This is a genomic window from Tritonibacter litoralis (assembly GCF_009496005.1).
Classification (GTDB): domain Bacteria; phylum Pseudomonadota; class Alphaproteobacteria; order Rhodobacterales; family Rhodobacteraceae; genus Epibacterium; species Epibacterium litoralis.
Genome location: NZ_WIBF01000005.1, coordinates 1 through 14,724, shown reverse-complemented (window position 1 = coordinate 14,724; position 14,724 = coordinate 1). Strand labels below are relative to the sequence as shown.

The 14,724-nt window shown below is 57.4% G+C and carries 16 protein-coding genes; 4 read left to right on the top strand and 12 right to left on the bottom strand.

Features of this window, described 5'->3' with window-relative positions; all coding sequences use genetic code 11:
* Positions 1 to 107 precede the first annotated feature (107 nt).
* The 6 genes from GFB49_RS09655 to hemE all read right to left on the bottom strand — a co-directional run bounded on the left by GFB49_RS09655 (position 108) and on the right by hemE (position 5,392).
* Positions 108 to 1,052 (bottom strand): calcium/sodium antiporter, encoded by a 945-nt coding sequence (locus GFB49_RS09655; RefSeq protein ID WP_153215664.1) that lies wholly within the window; start codon positions 1,050 to 1,052, stop codon positions 108 to 110.
* Between the two features lie 172 nt (positions 1,053 to 1,224).
* The gene (locus tag GFB49_RS09650; protein ID WP_153215663.1) at positions 1,225 to 2,022 is read right to left on the bottom strand and encodes a S49 family peptidase; all 798 of its coding nucleotides are present in this window, start codon (positions 2,020 to 2,022) and stop codon (positions 1,225 to 1,227) included.
* Between the two features lie 257 nt (positions 2,023 to 2,279).
* Positions 2,280 to 3,041 carry an ABC transporter permease gene (locus GFB49_RS09645; protein ID WP_153215662.1) on the bottom strand — a complete coding sequence of 254 codons (762 nt, stop codon included), beginning with the start codon at positions 3,039 to 3,041 and terminating at the stop codon, positions 2,280 to 2,282.
* Positions 3,038 to 4,003 carry an ABC transporter ATP-binding protein gene (locus GFB49_RS09640; protein ID WP_153215661.1) on the bottom strand — a complete coding sequence of 322 codons (966 nt, stop codon included), beginning with the start codon at positions 4,001 to 4,003 and terminating at the stop codon, positions 3,038 to 3,040. Before GFB49_RS09640 ends, GFB49_RS09645 begins: the two co-directional genes overlap by 4 nt.
* Before the next feature lie 160 nt (positions 4,004 to 4,163).
* Positions 4,164 to 4,337 carry a hypothetical protein gene (locus GFB49_RS21005; RefSeq protein ID WP_194269305.1) on the bottom strand — a complete coding sequence of 58 codons (174 nt, stop codon included), beginning with the start codon at positions 4,335 to 4,337 and terminating at the stop codon, positions 4,164 to 4,166.
* Positions 4,338 to 4,342: 5 nt separating this feature from the next.
* The gene (gene hemE, locus GFB49_RS09635; protein WP_153215660.1) at positions 4,343 to 5,392 is read right to left on the bottom strand and encodes a uroporphyrinogen decarboxylase; all 1,050 of its coding nucleotides are present in this window, start codon (positions 5,390 to 5,392) and stop codon (positions 4,343 to 4,345) included.
* Between the two features lie 112 nt (positions 5,393 to 5,504).
* On the opposite strand from hemE, the gene hemC reads away from it, so the two are divergent.
* A complete protein-coding gene (gene hemC / locus GFB49_RS09630; protein ID WP_153215659.1) occupies positions 5,505 to 6,461 on the top strand; it encodes a hydroxymethylbilane synthase in 957 nt (318 codons plus the stop codon).
* 182 nt (positions 6,462 to 6,643) lie between these two features.
* On the opposite strand, the gene GFB49_RS09625 is transcribed toward hemC, so the two are convergent.
* The 5 genes from GFB49_RS09625 to clpS form a co-directional block, all read right to left on the bottom strand.
* Positions 6,644 to 7,441 (bottom strand): glycoside hydrolase family 25 protein, encoded by a 798-nt coding sequence (locus GFB49_RS09625; RefSeq protein WP_153215658.1) that lies wholly within the window; start codon positions 7,439 to 7,441, stop codon positions 6,644 to 6,646.
* Between the two features lie 101 nt (positions 7,442 to 7,542).
* A complete protein-coding gene (gene hemF / locus GFB49_RS09620) occupies positions 7,543 to 8,436 on the bottom strand; it encodes an oxygen-dependent coproporphyrinogen oxidase (RefSeq protein WP_153215657.1) in 894 nt (297 codons plus the stop codon).
* 37 nt (positions 8,437 to 8,473) lie between these two features.
* Complete coding sequence (locus GFB49_RS09615; protein ID WP_153215656.1) at positions 8,474 to 9,277, bottom strand: SDR family NAD(P)-dependent oxidoreductase; 804 nt, start codon at positions 9,275 to 9,277, stop codon at positions 8,474 to 8,476.
* A gap of 78 nt (positions 9,278 to 9,355) precedes the next feature.
* On the bottom strand, positions 9,356 to 10,345 hold the full coding sequence (locus GFB49_RS09610; protein ID WP_153215655.1) for a class I SAM-dependent methyltransferase: 990 nt from the start codon (positions 10,343 to 10,345) through the stop codon (positions 9,356 to 9,358).
* Between the two features lie 22 nt (positions 10,346 to 10,367).
* The gene (clpS, locus tag GFB49_RS09605) at positions 10,368 to 10,709 is read right to left on the bottom strand and encodes an ATP-dependent Clp protease adapter ClpS (protein ID WP_153215888.1); all 342 of its coding nucleotides are present in this window, start codon (positions 10,707 to 10,709) and stop codon (positions 10,368 to 10,370) included.
* Between the two features lie 90 nt (positions 10,710 to 10,799).
* Between clpS and GFB49_RS09600 the strand changes: the two genes are divergently transcribed.
* The 3 genes from GFB49_RS09600 to GFB49_RS09590 all read left to right on the top strand — a co-directional run bounded on the left by GFB49_RS09600 (position 10,800) and on the right by GFB49_RS09590 (position 13,736).
* Positions 10,800 to 11,510, top strand: a complete 711-nt coding sequence (locus GFB49_RS09600) for an HAD family hydrolase (RefSeq protein ID WP_153215654.1) — start codon at positions 10,800 to 10,802, stop codon at positions 11,508 to 11,510.
* Between the two features lie 15 nt (positions 11,511 to 11,525).
* Positions 11,526 to 11,846, top strand: coding sequence for a hypothetical protein (locus GFB49_RS09595; RefSeq protein ID WP_153215653.1), 321 nt, complete (start codon positions 11,526 to 11,528; stop codon positions 11,844 to 11,846).
* Positions 11,847 to 12,110: 264 nt separating this feature from the next.
* On the top strand, positions 12,111 to 13,736 hold the full coding sequence (locus GFB49_RS09590; RefSeq protein WP_153215652.1) for a D-alanyl-D-alanine carboxypeptidase family protein: 1,626 nt from the start codon (positions 12,111 to 12,113) through the stop codon (positions 13,734 to 13,736).
* A gap of 275 nt (positions 13,737 to 14,011) precedes the next feature.
* On the opposite strand, the gene GFB49_RS09585 is transcribed toward GFB49_RS09590, so the two are convergent.
* Positions 14,012 to 14,200 carry a hypothetical protein gene (locus tag GFB49_RS09585; protein ID WP_194269304.1) on the bottom strand — a complete coding sequence of 63 codons (189 nt, stop codon included), beginning with the start codon at positions 14,198 to 14,200 and terminating at the stop codon, positions 14,012 to 14,014.
* Positions 14,201 to 14,724 lie beyond the last annotated feature (524 nt).

Sequence of the window (14,724 nt, the reverse complement as noted above, 5' to 3'; positions counted from 1 at the left end):
TATTAACCGTTTGATTAGGGTTCTAACCGGCGCCAGGCACACGCACGATGAAAAAAGGACCCAGGCTTGCACCTCGGTCCTTTCTTGCATCTCAACAGCGCTGACGGTTACAGCAGCACAAACATATAGAGCGCATAAAGGCCGCTCAGCACGATGCCCCAAATCCGGGTGATGTCCTGTTTGAAAAACACAAACGGCACCAGGATGACAGAGGCCCCCAACATCACCCACAGATCAAACCGCAGGAATTCCGGATCAACCGGGATTTGCCCCACAAAAGTGGTGATGCCAATAATTGCGAGCAGGTTGAACATGTTTGAGCCGATGACATTGCCCAATGCCACATCCGCCTGACGCCGGATCGCCGCCATCGTCGTGGTTGCCAATTCCGGAAGCGACGTGCCCACCGCGACCAAAGTCAGCCCGATCACGGTTTCACTAATTCCATAGGTGCGCGCAATGAGCGTCGCGTTGTCTACCAGAAGATCGGCCCCAAGCGGCAGACCAATCAGACCCAGAGCCAGGTAAACCCCGATCCGCCAATAAGGCATATCGGGATCTGCCTCTTCCAATTCCTCCATCGGGTCCGCTTGGCCGTTTTTGCGATGGCTATGTGCTTCACGCGCAGCAAGGAACAGGATCACCGCAAGCACCGACAACAGGATCAGACCCGAGACGGCTGTGAAGGATCCGCCAAAAGCCAAAGCGATAAACAGAACCGAGGCTCCAAGCATCATCATGTAATTCTTGCGCGTATCACATTCACTGGTGTGAAGCCCGGCAAACACCGCAGGCAGGCCCAGCACCAAAAGGACATTGGCCGTATTGGACCCCACGACATTGCCCAGCGCAATCCCTGGCGCATTGTCGTCCACCGCTGAAATGGCAATCAACAGCTCAGGTGCTGACGTACCAAAGGCCACAATCGTCAGGCTGACGATCAAGGCCGGTATTCCCACGCGCAGGCTCAAATTGACCGCTCCGCGCACCAGCGCATCCCCCGCCAGCAGCAGGATAATCAGCCCAAAGGCTGAAAAAAGCCATGGCATCATGTGCCACGTCCTCCATCTTCGCAGGCGCAGGGGCCCTTGCCTATTTTAAAGCGACCACACCGGGAGCAACGCGCGGACGACAGCCGCTTTTTCCCCGGTACGCGCAATTTTCCAAACATGGCCAAGACAGCCATCCCCACCAGAAAAAGGGCGACAATCTTGGACAGCATTCTTAAAGACCAAACCGCGCAAACGATGCGCGTTCCTCAATCTGGGTCATTGCATCTTCCATCATGCGCATGCCCAAACGGCTCAGCAGCGGACGCCGCGCGCCATAAAGGCGGAACCGGGTTTTCTTGCCAAATCGCGCCTGCATCTCGGGCTTCAGATGGCCAATACCATCAATCAACCCCAAGGATTTCGCCCGTTTGGCCAACCAGACCTCACCGGTGAACAGATCCGCATCCTTCATCAGCTTGTCGCCCCGGCGCGCGGTCACATGGTCTTTGAAATTCGTGTGGATGTCCTCAAGCAGCACTTTCAGCCGCGCAACATCCTCTTCTTGTTCGGGGCGAAACGGGTCCAACATGGATTTGCTGGTCCCCGCCGTGTGCACGCGGCGTTCAATCCCCTGACGGGCCAGAAACACATGGGCGCCAAACCCGGCTGAGATCACGCCGATGGACCCCACAACCGAGGAGTCATCCGCCCAGATCTCATCCGCAGCCGCCGCCAGCCAATATCCGCCCGACGCCGCGACATCCTCAACAAAAGCATAGACCGGCACATCCAGCTCTTCGGACAGGCGTCGAATACGCGCGCCAATCAGCGAACTTTGTACCGGAGATCCGCCCGGAGAGTTGATCTGCAAGGCCACGGCCTTGGGTTTTCCCTTGCGAAAGGCTTTTTCCAGAACAGCTGCAAGGCTTGCGTCATTTAACGTGCCACGACCGGCACCGCCAATAACACCGGCAAGGCGCACCACGGCCACCAACGGGGGCTTTTTGCGAAAGGGAAGCTTCAATGTCATGGCGCCCATGTAGAGAGCCGGGCGCACTGAAACAAGTGCGGGCTTGGCTCATAACTCCCGAGACTCGCAAAAAGGTCACATCCCTGCCGCAGATGTGAGGCCCGCCTCTCCTAAAACGTGCCTAAAGGCGACCCGCCTGCGTCAAAACGCAACCGCGCCGCGCATCTGCGCGGCGCTTGCCCCAACTGGCGCGGTGGCTTTTTTAAAGCTTCCAAGACGGGCGGGAGACCTCCCCCATTGCGGGAAAAAACCGACCATTAGGACCGGATGCGCCAGCCGGTTCGGAAGATCCAGGCGATCACGACAAGGCACAGAATGGTAAAGCCAGCGATCGCGCCCAGGCTGATGGCAATCGGCACATCGGCTGCATCAAAAAAAGACCAGCGAAAGCCTGAAATCAAATAAACCACCGGATTGAATAGGGTTATGCTTTGCCAGATCGGTGGCAGCATCGAGATGGAGTAAAACGCTCCTCCCAGAAACACCAGTGGCGTCACCACCAACAACGGCACCAGCTGCAGCTGTTCAAAACTGCGGGCCCAAATACCGATGATGAAGCCCATCAGCGCGAAGCTCAAACTGGTGAGCACCATAAACAGGATCATCGCCCAGGGATGCGCCACCGGCAGATCGACAAACAGCGCCGCAGTGCCCAGGATCACCACCCCGATGAACAAAGATTTTGTCGCTGCCGCCCCGACATAGCCCAAAACAATCTCGCGGTGGTCAATGGGTGCGGACAGCAGCTCATAGATCGTGCCAAGGAATTTGGGGAAATAGATGCCAAAGGAGGCATTTGAAATGCCTTGGGTCATCACGCTCAACATGATCAAACCCGGCACAATAAACGCGCCATATTGGATCCCTTCCACCTCTTCGATGCGGCTGCCAATGGCCGATCCGAACACCACAAAATACAGTGAGGTCGACAGCACTGGTGACAGGAAGCTCTGCATCAACGTGCGCCAAAACCGGGCCATCTCAAACCGGTAGATGGCCAATACCCCATGCCAATTCATGCCGCAGTCTCCTTATTGCCTGTTTCCTTGTTGTCTGTCTCTGCCTCATGAACCAGCCCCACAAAGATCTCCTCCAGGCTGCTTTGACGGGTCTGAACATCCGTCAGCACCAGACCGGCCTCTGAAATCGCATTGAGCAAAGTGGTGATACCCGTGCGCGCGCCTTGGGTGTCATAGCTATAGATCACCGCATCGCCAGCATCGTTCAGGCGCAGTTCAAACGTCGCCAGCGACGCCGGGATCTCAGTGATCGGCGCGCTCAGCTGTACTTCCAGCTCTTTTTGGCCCATCTGCGCCATCAGACGTTCTTTGTCTTCCACCAACAGGATTTCTCCCCGCCGGATCACACCGATCCGATCAGCAATCGCTTCGGCCTCTTCGATGTAATGGGTGGTCAGGATAATGGTGACGCCTGTGGCCTTCAGTTCGGCTACGACATCCCACATATCCTTCCGCAATTCGACATCCACACCCGCCGTAGGTTCATCCAGGAACAAGACCTTGGGCTCGTGGCTCAACGCTTTGGCAATCAACACCCGCCGCTTCATACCGCCGGACAATTCATTGATCCGGGCATCGCGTTTGTCCCACAACGACAGCTTTTTCAAAATCTCTTCGATCAAGGCGTCATTGCGCGGTTTGCCAAACAAGCCGCGCGAAAACCGCACCGTGTTGATGACTTTTTCAAAAGGTTCCAGATTGATCTCTTGTGGCACCAGACCAATCAGATTGCGGGCCGCGCGAAAATCGCTTTGGGTGTCAAACCCACCCACGGTGATTGTCCCCTCGGTGGGCAAGGTGATGCCGCAGATGGTCGAGATCAGCGTGGTCTTGCCCGCACCATTGGGCCCCAACAGAGCGAGGATCTCGCCCTCGTTGATCTCAAGATTGACGCGTTTCAGCGCCTCAAACCCGTTTTCATAGGCTTTGCGCAGGTTTTGCACAGACAGAATGGCCGACATGGGGCCTCCGTTCACAATTGCTTGATCCCGGTGAGCCTATCGCGATGAAACCGCATGCACCACAGCCGGCCCCGCGCAGATGAATGTGCATTGATGCAGGATTGCAATGGGGGAAACCTCCCCCATTTTCCGTTGTTTACGGCGTAGTGCGCGAGTTGCTTCAAGACTTATTGGCGCTGTCCTGACGTTTTGCTGCAGCTTTCATCCGCTGCAACAAGGCCTCTTTTTGGGCCTGCTGGCCCGCCTGATCTCTGGGAGCACCTTTGCCATCCCGGTCCGCATGGCGCGGCTTGTTCGACTTGATCTTGGGCGCGCCCATCCGTCCGTAGTCCATCGGGCTTACTCCGCCTGCGCAGTGGTGTCGCGCACCGTATCGATCATCAATTGCACATTATCCGGATCGGCGTCCGGCGTAATCCCATGGCCCAGGTTGAAAATATGCGGCCCATTGCCAAAGGCTTTGACAATCCGGCGCGTGTCGGCAACCAGATCCGCACCACCTGTGATCATATGGCGGGAGGCCAGATTGCCCTGCACACAGCCGTCCACCTGCACATGCGCAGCGGCCCATTCCGGATCCACCGAATTGTCCAAGGCCACGCAATCCACGCCAGTCGCCTTGGCAAAGCCAACATAGGCGTCCCCCGCTTCCCGCGGGAAACCGATGATCGGGACATTGGGGTGGCGTTCTTTCAATGCCGCTGTGATCTGGCGGCAAGGCTCCAAAGCATACTTCTGGAACGCCTCCCCTTTAAGAGATCCCGCCCAGCTGTCAAAGATCTTCACCACTTCTGCGCCAGCTTCGATCTGTTTGGACAGGTATTCAACCGTGGCCAAAGTGATCCGGTCGATCAGCGCATCAAACACGGCTGGATTTTCGGCCATCAGCTTGTGCGCAGGCGCCTGATCGGGCGTGCCGCGCCCAGCAATCATATAGGTGGCCACCGTCCAAGGCGCGCCAGCGAAACCAATCAACGTGGTCTCAGCCGGCAATTCGCGCGACAGGATCCTGACCGTCTCATAGATCGGGTTCAGCGTTTCGTGGATGTCATCCTTGCCAGACAGCTTGTCAAAATCCGCCTGATTGGTCAGCGTCGACAGGCGCGGTCCTTCGCCAGTCACGAACCACAGGTCTGCCCCCAAAGCCTGAGGGATCAGCAGAATGTCAGCAAACAGGATCGCCGCATCAAACCCATAACGGCGGATTGGCTGCAAGGTCACCTCAGCGGCCAATTCAGAATTGTAGCACAGCGACAGGAAATCTCCGGCCTGCGCCCGGGTGGCGCGGTATTCAGGCAGATATCGCCCGGCTTGCCGCATCATCCAGATCGGCGGCACCTCTTGGGTTTCGCCAGCCAGCGCACGCAGCAGTTTCTTTTGTTCGGCCATCGGATATCCCTCACTTTCGCGTCCCCCTGAGGTCCGCTGTCAGCGGCAAATTGTCAAGGGGAGCCCGTGCGGTGCTTGCCATGGCAAATCGCCGCGACTAATGGTTTGGGACATGACACTGACCCTGCCCTCCCCCGCCTCACCCCTGAAAATCGGCACCCGTGGCTCGCCTTTGGCGCTGGCCCAGGCTTACGAGACACGCACACGGTTGATGGCGGCGTTTGATCTGCCCGAGGACGCGTTTGAGATTGTGGTGATCAAAACCACCGGTGACAATCGCGCGATGATTGACGCAGATCGCCCGCTGAAAGAGATCGGCAACAAGGGGCTGTTCACCAAAGAGATTGAGGAGGCGATGCTGGCGGGCGTGATCGACATCGCCGTACATTCCTCCAAGGATATGCCCGTGGAGCAACCCGCCGGGCTGGTTCTGGATGTGTTCCTGCCGCGCGAAGATGTGCGCGATGCCTTTGTGTCACCCAAGTTCAATGCCATCGCGGACTTGCCCGAAGGTGCGGTGGTCGGGACCTCTTCCTTGCGACGGCGCGCGCAGTTGTTGAACAAGCGCAGTGACCTGCAGGTGGTGGAATTCCGTGGCAATGTGCAGACCCGGCTCAAAAAGCTGGCAGATGGTGTGGCCAGCTGCACCTTCCTTGCCCAGGCCGGATTGAACCGCCTGCAGATGACCGATGTGCCCGCCACGCCGGTTGAGGTGGATGACATGTTGCCTGCAATCGCACAGGGCGCGATTGGAATCGAACGGCGTGAGAACGACAGCCGTGCCGCCGATCTTCTGGCCGCCATTCACCACCAAGAGACTTCCCAACGTCTGGCGGCGGAACGTGCGCTTCTGGCAGGGTTGGATGGATCCTGTGAGACGCCAATTGCGGGGCTCGCAACTGTCACGGGGCAAACCCTGTCACTGCGCGGCCAGGTTCTGCGGCCCGATGGGTCTGAGGCGATCGAAGCCAGCCGCACCGCACCTCTGAGCGATGCGGCAGAACTGGGACGTGACATGGCCCAAGAGCTGCTTCAAACCGCAGGCGCTGGCTTCTTTGATTGGCACTGACCACCTCTGAACACGAAGGCCGCAAAGGCCAAATGCTCCCGCGCACCCTTCAGGCTGCCATAGGCAGCCTACGGGCCCTTGGGCCCGGCAGGCCGCGCCGTAGGCGCGGCCTGCGCCCCGGCGACCCGCTGGGCGGGGCGCAAAACCTCTTATGTCATGAGCGCTTGTTGCCAGCGTCGTCGTCAGCCTTCCAGCCATTGCACCCAGGCCTGAGCGCTGCCGCGAAAGACGTTAATGTCAACATCCCCTGAAATGCCAGAGATCTGCCCGGTGCCGGTATATTGCCAAAACACCCAATCCTGCCTTGGGTAGACCTGCGCCGGGTGACCCGCGACAGACCGCAGCCAGAATTCCGTGCCCGGCAAATTTCCAATCCCCGTGTCGCGATAAAAATCCACGGTGGTATAGACCACCGGACGCTTGCCGTAGTGGCGTTCCAGGATGGAGAGGAACCGGCGTGCCTCGGCCCGGACCTTTGCGCCAGAAGGTCGTTTGGTGCAGGTTTTGGATCTGTGGTTCCATTCCATATCCAGAACATGCGGCAATGCCCGCCCATCCCGTGGCACATTGCGAATGAACCAGCGCGCTTGCTCCGCGGCGGGTCTGCAGAAATAGAAGTAATGATAGGCCCCGCGCGGCACGCCTGCGCGTTTTGCCTGGCGCCAATTCTCTGTGAAGCGCGGGTCCAAAACGTCGCCGCCTTCGGTCGCTTTTAGATAGGCAAAGGACACCCCGCTGCGCCGGGCCTTTGGCCAATCGATCTCCCCTTGCCAGCGCGAGACATCAATCCCGTGTATGGGATAGCTGCGCGGGCTGCGGCGGTCCCATTCATGGGGGTCGCTGTCACCAAATCGCGGATATTTCACCAGCTGCGCGGTGCTCCCTGCACCAACAGGTGCGACACCATAGGTCGACGTGGCAGGCTGTGCACAAGCCATCAGACCCAATACCGCCACAAGACTGATCAAACTTCGCCACATGAGATCGCCTCCTCCTTTGGACCCTAGGGGAAGGCAGGCTAGCGGTCGATCAGAGGTGCATCAAAAAAGCATGAATTCGCCGACACAGGCCGCCCGTGAGCCTACACCCACTTTGCCAGGGGCGGCAGGCTCATCAAAACCGCATTGGCATCATGGCCGGTCTCAAGGCCAAATTTGGTGCCCCGATCATAGACCAGATTGTATTCCGCATAGAGCCCGCGATGGACCAATTGCGCTTCCCGATCCGCTGCATCACAGCCCTGTACCCGCCGCTTCTCGACCAGGGGTACAAAGGCCGGCAAAAAGGCGCGTCCGATATCCTGGGTCAGGGCAAAATCCGCCTCCCAGTTGCCGCTGTTGCGGTCATCCATAAAAATCCCGCCAACCCCACGGGCGCGGCCGCGATGGGGGATAAAGAAATACTCATCCGCCCATGCCTTGAGGCTCGGATAAAGGTCAGCCCCATGGGGATCCAGATGCGCTTTCTGGGTGTCGTGAAAATGCGCGGTGTCCGCGTCATATTCCAGACAGGGGTTCAGATCAGAGCCGCCGCCAAACCACCACGCATGCGGCGTCCAGAACATCCGTGTGTTCATATGCACGGCCGGCACATGCGGGTTGCGCATATGTGCCACCAGGGAAATGCCCGAGGCCCAGAACCGCGGATCATCTTTCATCCCCGGAATACCCTTACGTGCGGCCATTGCGTTTTGCGCCCGCTCTCCCAAGGTGCCGTAGACGGTTGAGATATTGACACCGACCTTTTCAAATACACGCCCCTCGCGCAGGACGCTCATCAAACCGCCGCCCGCGTCGGATCCATCCTGTGAGGCGCGCGTTGTCTCGCTGACCTCGAATTCACCTGCGTCCATGTCAGCGAACGGCCCTTCGCTGTGATCCTCCTCCAGCCGCTCAAACGCCGCGACGATCTCGTCCCGCAGGGATTTGAACCAGGCAGAAGCGCGCTCTTTCTCGGACTGCATTTCAACGGACATAGGTTAGGTCTTCTCTTTGGGAGGCTAAAAGGGCGGATTAGTGAACGGGCGCTGCAACCGGATCCAACAAGGTCCGCCCGCCATCCAGGGTCATGATCTGCCCGGTCATAAAGGCCGAGGCATCAGATGCCAAAAACTGCGCGGCCTCAGTCAATTCGCCGGGGGCCGCAATGCGCCCCAGGGGCGTGTGTTGTTCGATGTCTTCGCGAAACGCGCGGTTTTCCTTGAGCGTGGCTTGCAACGACGCGCTCATGACGGAACCAAAGGCGATGGAGTTGACACGGATGTGATGCGGGGCAAAGGCCACCGACAAGGACCGCGTCATTTGGTCCAGCGCGGCCGAGGCAATGGAAAACGCCAGCAATTCCGGATGCGTGCGCCGCGCCGCAATCGAGGACAAGTTGATGATCGATCCACGCGGCGCGTCTTCCTCCTGCCCTTCGCCCTGTTTGATCATCCGCCGGGCCACTTGTTGCGACAAGCGCAGGGTTGGCATCAGGTTTTGGTTCAACGAACGATCCAAGGATTCATCCGTCGGATCCAACGCATCACTTTGCTCCACCTGACGTGCACCGTTCACCAGAATGTCGATCTCGTCGAATGCATCAATGGTGGCTGACAGAAGATTGGCAATCGTCAGCTTCTCACGTAGGTCACCCGCAAAGTAACGGATATTGCCCTCTTCGCTCGGCTCGCCCAATTCAGCAATCAGGGCAGCTTCATTGGAGTCAACGAACATCACATTGGCACCGGCATCGGCGAATTGCCTGCCAATTGCCAGGCCAATCCCGCTGGCTGCGCCCGTCACAATCGCGGTTTTACCTGAAATAGAAAAGGACATTGAGAGACCCAGAGTGGTTACGTGGTTTTGGCCGACCTTATACGGGAAGCGCCATCATGCAAACCGGTCAGTCAAACCTCAGGACTTGCTCCGGCGGGGGCGCTGCGCAAATAGGATCTTGAACCGATTGTCGCCTGCAATTTCTTCAACTTTGGCAAAGCGTTCCGCCAAAGTGACCTCATAAGGAAGATGCCGGTTAGCCACCATAAAAACCTGCCCGCCTGGGGTCAGAACCTTTGCAGCGGTGTGAATGAATGCCTGTCCCAACGCGGGTTCTGCCGCACGGCCGGTGTGAAACGGGGGGTTCATAACGACAAAATCGCAAGGTTCCGACGAGCTCCAAGTGGTGGCGTCCGCCCAGTGAAAGGATGCCCGATCGTCCGAGACATTGTGGCGTGCACAGTCCAACGCGATAGAATCCGACTCAACCAATTGCAGGGTCTCCACGGTGTCGCGTTTCAGGATCTGGCGCGACAGATACCCCCAACCGGCCCCCAAATCGCAACCCCGGCGTCCCAATTTCTGCGGGAGCGCCTCTGCCAGCATGTGTGACGCTGGATCAATCCCGTCGGCGGAAAACACACCGGCTGCGGTCCTGTACCCATCCACATCAGTGGGCGCATCTGCCCGCCAATTGGGCAATTGCACCCCACCATCGATCCAAAACACTTTGCCATGGGCTTTGGAGATCGGCGCGGATGGCGTGGCCAGCTTACGCAGATCTTTCAGAAACGAATCAATCCCGTCTGTCTTGGCTCCATCGATTAGCACGCTGCCATCGGTTGCCGCAGCGGCCTGGGCGATCAGATCGCGGGCCTGTGCCTTGGCCCGTGTGGCAAACACAACCGCAGCGCAGGCCCGGCGTGTGCCATCCCAGGTCGGTACACATTCATACCCCTGCCCCTCAAAAAATGCATAGGCCGGGCGGTGTGGTTGAATGATCACCACCCGCTCTTTGGGCAAAACAGACAGATCCGCATCCACTGAGGGGTGAAACACAAAAACAGAGCCGGTCTCGGGCACGGCAAAACCGCCTGCCTCCAGAGCCAGCGACAGGCGAACGGACATCAACGCGCCCCTTTCCCTTTGATTACTCTTCTTTTTCCATGGTGCATTGCAACGGATGCTGATGACGACGCGCAAAATCCATCACTTGCGCCACCTTGGTTTCGGCGATCTCATGGCTAAAGACCCCAACCACGGCGAGGCCCTTCTTGTGCACGGCCAGCATGATCTCAAACGCTTGTGCGTGGGTCATGCCAAAGAACCGCTCCAGCACCATGACCACAAACTCCATCGGGGTGTAGTCATCGTTCAGCAGCAGAACTTTGTAACGCGGCGGGCGCTGCGTTTTGGGCTTGGTCTTCGTGAGAAGGTCCAGATCGCCTTCGTCGTCAGACTTGTCCGTCATCATAATCGGTTCAAAGGTCATGTGCAGGCCGTGTTGATCCAGCATGGAAATTCTTAGGGCGCTTATATAGCCTTTCTTGGCGGCAGGAAAAGAGACCGAAGGGAAATAAGAATGCCAAAGACACTCACGACGATTGCTTTTGATGCCGATGACACCCTTTGGCACAATGAACGTTTCTTTCGGGTTACCCAGGAACGTTTTGCCGAGCTTTTGATGGACCACACGCCACAGGACATGGGCCCCGAGCAATTGGATCGTCTGCTTTTGGACGCTGAAATGCGCAATCTGGGCCGTTATGGCTATGGTGTGAAAGGATTTACGCTGTCGATGATCGAAACCGCCATCGAGGTTACTGACGCGCGCGTGCCCGCCTCGGTCATCCAGGAACTGCTGGAAGCAGGTCAGATGATGCTGAGCTACCCGATTGAATTGCTGCCACATGCACGTGACGCGGTCACAAAACTGGCCACTGATCATCACTTGGTTTTGATCACCAAGGGCGACCTTTTGGACCAGGAACGCAAACTGGCACAGTCAGGCCTTGGAGAGTTCTTCGACGCGGTAGAGATCGTTTCCGACAAGACGCCAGAGGTCTATTCCGATATCTTCCGACGCCACGGTCATCCGCCGGAACAGACTATGATGGTAGGGAATTCAATGCGTTCTGACATTTTGCCGGTTCTGGAGGCTGGCGGTTGGGCCACCTTTGTGCCGCATGGGCTGATCTGGGACCATGAACATGCCGAGCCTCCCGAAAACCACGCCCGCTACTTCGAGATCGACGATCTTGGCGCGCTGCCGACCCTCATCTCTCAACTGTAACTACAGGAGCATGTAATGCCCCAAGCTGACCTTTCCTATTCTGCTGATCTGGATTTTGACGCAGCCCATGCGTTGGACATGATCGAAGGCATAATCCACTCGACCGATCCTTCGTCTGGCGCGTGCAAAGGCAGGGCGCACCCGATCGCGGTCACCCACAACTCTCACATCCTGTTAAAGGTGCATCTGTTGAAAAAACCTCATCGCGATGACGCGTTGATGAACCAGATGTGTACGGCTTTGGTGGACGGGTTATCGCCCCTGATTCCGCCGACAACCACATTGAACGTCGAGCTGTGCTTTTTGTCGCCCTTTTACCAGTCAAACCAAGCATAGGAATTGTGGCATAGAGGCATCAGTCATCATTTTGCTGACGTCTTTAGGCCATTTTTTCACGGCTGTGTCGCAATAAATGTCTTTACCCTTCCTTAACAAGCCGCGCATCTAGTGGGTAGCTGATAAAGAACCACCAGATTTCGTTCGTGCCCGTCAGTCAAAACGCGCCTGCGAAAATCCACGACGGTTTATTATTAACCATCCCTATGTTACCCTCGAATCGAGCAAAAAACGTCAGCCGAAAATCGGCGACATGAGGCAGACATGGCAAAAATCGCGCAGGTTCCCCTTGGTCGGAATCCCGTTTCGCGTTGGTACAACGTGGGCATTGCAATCGAGAAAGGTCGAGGCCTAACCCTGTGGGTTTTGTCTCTATTCCTGTTGTTGGTTTGGTCCCTGTCATCAGCACAGGCCGCGCCTTATGCAGCTTTGGTGATGGATGGCCGCACGGGCGAGGTTCTGCATACACGCAATGCCGACACGCGCCTGCACCCGGCCTCGCTGACCAAGATGATGACGCTTTACATTGCCTTTGAAGCGGTTCGAAACGGTGAGATCACGCTGGATACCAAGGTGAAGATTTCCCGCAATGCTGCCGCTGAGCCGCCATCCAAATTGGGTCTCAAAAGCGGCCAGCGAATTGCGCTGCGCTACTTGATCCGGGCGGCTGCGATCAAATCCGGCAATGATGCGGCCACGGCCATCGGCGAGGCCATTTCCGGCTCCGAAGCCGCATTTGCCCGTCGTATGAACCGCACAGCCAAAGCCTTGGGGATGACGCGCACGACCTTCAAGAACGCCCATGGTCTGACCGCCAAAGGGCATCTGTCCACGGCGCGGGACATGACAACGTTGGGGCGGCACATTCTGTATGACTACCCTGAATATTATAACCTGTTTTCCCGCACCTCGGCAGATGCCGGTGTGCGCACGGTTGCCAACACCAACCGCCGCTTGCTGGCCGCCTACAAAGGTGCAGACGGGATCAAAACGGGCTACACCAATGCCGCGGGCTTTAACCTTGTGGCATCAGCCAAACGCGGCAACAAACGGGTGATCGCAACGGTGTTTGGCGGCAAATCTTCCACATCACGTAACGCCAAAGTGGCTGAGCTGTTGGACCTGGGCTTTCGACGCGCCTCAAAACACGCCAAATTGCGCAAGCCCACCCTGCCCCCTTATCGCGGCAATCAGGGGATCCGGGTCGCCTCAGGCGAAGAAAAAGGTGCCGCCGGCAAAACCATCCGCGTGACCGGATTGGTCAATACAAGCCTGCGCCCAAAACCACGGCCCTCCTCAACCGAGCCGGAACAGGTTCTGGTGGCGACAAATGCGCCCGCCTCAACCGGCAGCGCCTTCTCTTTACTGGCGACAAATTCTTCCGCGCCGCTCCAAAGCCCTGAGCTTCAAGCCAGCATTCAGGAAGCGCTGACAGAGGCTTCGGTATCCGCCCCTCCGCAAGCGGATACGGGTCGCGAAGCCGAAGACGCGCAGGTTATCGCCGCCGTGGCTTCTGCCCAACAGCAGCGTTTATCTCTGGTGCAGCCTTATCGCGGCGGTGTCCGGCCCCAAGCCCGCCCAGCCCGGTTCATTGACGTTGATGGCCAAAGCGATGAACCCATTGTTGTCACCCGGCTGTCGACGTCCGGCGGGCGCTATTGGGGGATCAACGTGGGCCGCTATGGCAACCGGTTCAAAGCCGAAAAAGTGCTGTTGAAAACCGCCCTGACCGAGATGTCGACTTTGAACGGATCCCTCCGCAAGGTTGTGAAATCTCCACGCGGGTTTGATGCGAACTTCCTGGGCATGACCCAGGAGAATGCTGAGCTTGCCTGTCGTCGTCTCCAGGCGCGCAACACACCCTGCGAGACAATCGGCCCAAGATCATAGCACAAGTCCTGTGTCACCTTGAAACGCTCTAGGTTTGTAGGATGTTCCAACTCTTGCGCTAAATAGAGCATCGCGAATAAGACAACGCACAAATATTCCCTGGAAGTGCGCGCGCTCAAACTAACCAATGAGATCCTGCCAAAGCGTCCTCAAGTTTCGCACCGGCTCTCACCCTTGGGCTGATAATAGAACGACGACCGCGAGATCGACAGCAGCTCGCACTGTTTGCCGATAGAAAGCTCGGATTGTTCGGCTCGATCTTGCCGCGCCTCACTTCACGCCCCAGGGCTTGAGCTTTCTGGCCCAAAAATCGTTGGCAACCGCATTCGCCATTGTCGCTCGGACCAATGGCGCGACATGGCACATTCCCCAATCTTGGCGTGCAGCTCTTTGACCTGCTCTTCGCCAATCTCGAGAGTTTTCTTGCCGCCACGCTCAAACACGCCAGATGCGCCTTCAAGCAACGCCCGCTTCTAACTGTGGATCATGGGTAGGGTGGACGCAAAACTGGCTGGCAAGCTCAGCAACTGTCCGTTCGCCCCTCAACGCTTCAAGCGCGATTTTCGCCTTAAATTCAACGCTTTGGTTCTTTCGTTTCGACATCTCATGCTGCCCTGCACCATCCAAAACCATCCGCACAGCACGCTCGCGCACTTCTGGTTAAAACTTGTTCGTTGTCTTTGTTATAATGCTCCATCCTGCTCAGGAGTTGGAGCCTCCGGCAAAATCGGCGCGGTTCACTGGGACGCCGACGCGCGCTGCCATGAGTTCGAGATACGGGGTGATCTCCTTCTCGTCGAAGATCAGCAGACAGCAAATCGTAGCTTACGTCAGTGTCCGAATTTCAGTGGGGTATCTCACACAAATCAAGCCCCGAAGGTGCTTTGATGTGTTGTTTTGCAGAAGAGTCTTTGGTTGCGGGAGTAGGATTTGAACCTACGACCTTCAGGTTATGAGCCTGACGAGCTACCTGGCTGCTCCATCCCGC

Excerpts from the sequence above, each read along its gene's own strand:
- GFB49_RS09655 (WP_153215664.1), bottom strand. The coding sequence starts at position 1,052 with ATGATGCCATGGCTTTTTTCAGCCTTTGGGCTGATTATCCTGCTGCTG.
- GFB49_RS09650 (WP_153215663.1), bottom strand. The coding sequence starts at position 2,022 with ATGACATTGAAGCTTCCCTTTCGCAAAAAGCCCCCGTTGGTGGCCGTG.
- GFB49_RS09645 (WP_153215662.1), bottom strand. The coding sequence starts at position 3,041 with ATGAATTGGCATGGGGTATTGGCCATCTACCGGTTTGAGATGGCCCGG.
- GFB49_RS09640 (WP_153215661.1), bottom strand. The coding sequence starts at position 4,003 with ATGTCGGCCATTCTGTCTGTGCAAAACCTGCGCAAAGCCTATGAAAAC.
- GFB49_RS21005 (WP_194269305.1), bottom strand. The coding sequence starts at position 4,337 with ATGGACTACGGACGGATGGGCGCGCCCAAGATCAAGTCGAACAAGCCG.
- hemE (WP_153215660.1), bottom strand. The coding sequence starts at position 5,392 with ATGGCCGAACAAAAGAAACTGCTGCGTGCGCTGGCTGGCGAAACCCAA.
- hemC (WP_153215659.1), top strand. The coding sequence starts at position 5,505 with ATGACACTGACCCTGCCCTCCCCCGCCTCACCCCTGAAAATCGGCACC.
- GFB49_RS09625 (WP_153215658.1), bottom strand. The coding sequence starts at position 7,441 with ATGTGGCGAAGTTTGATCAGTCTTGTGGCGGTATTGGGTCTGATGGCT.
- hemF (WP_153215657.1), bottom strand. The coding sequence starts at position 8,436 with ATGTCCGTTGAAATGCAGTCCGAGAAAGAGCGCGCTTCTGCCTGGTTC.
- GFB49_RS09615 (WP_153215656.1), bottom strand. The coding sequence starts at position 9,277 with ATGTCCTTTTCTATTTCAGGTAAAACCGCGATTGTGACGGGCGCAGCC.
- GFB49_RS09610 (WP_153215655.1), bottom strand. The coding sequence starts at position 10,345 with ATGTCCGTTCGCCTGTCGCTGGCTCTGGAGGCAGGCGGTTTTGCCGTG.
- clpS (WP_153215888.1), bottom strand. The coding sequence starts at position 10,709 with ATGACCTTTGAACCGATTATGATGACGGACAAGTCTGACGACGAAGGC.
- GFB49_RS09600 (WP_153215654.1), top strand. The coding sequence starts at position 10,800 with ATGCCAAAGACACTCACGACGATTGCTTTTGATGCCGATGACACCCTT.
- GFB49_RS09595 (WP_153215653.1), top strand. The coding sequence starts at position 11,526 with ATGCCCCAAGCTGACCTTTCCTATTCTGCTGATCTGGATTTTGACGCA.
- GFB49_RS09590 (WP_153215652.1), top strand. The coding sequence starts at position 12,111 with ATGGCAAAAATCGCGCAGGTTCCCCTTGGTCGGAATCCCGTTTCGCGT.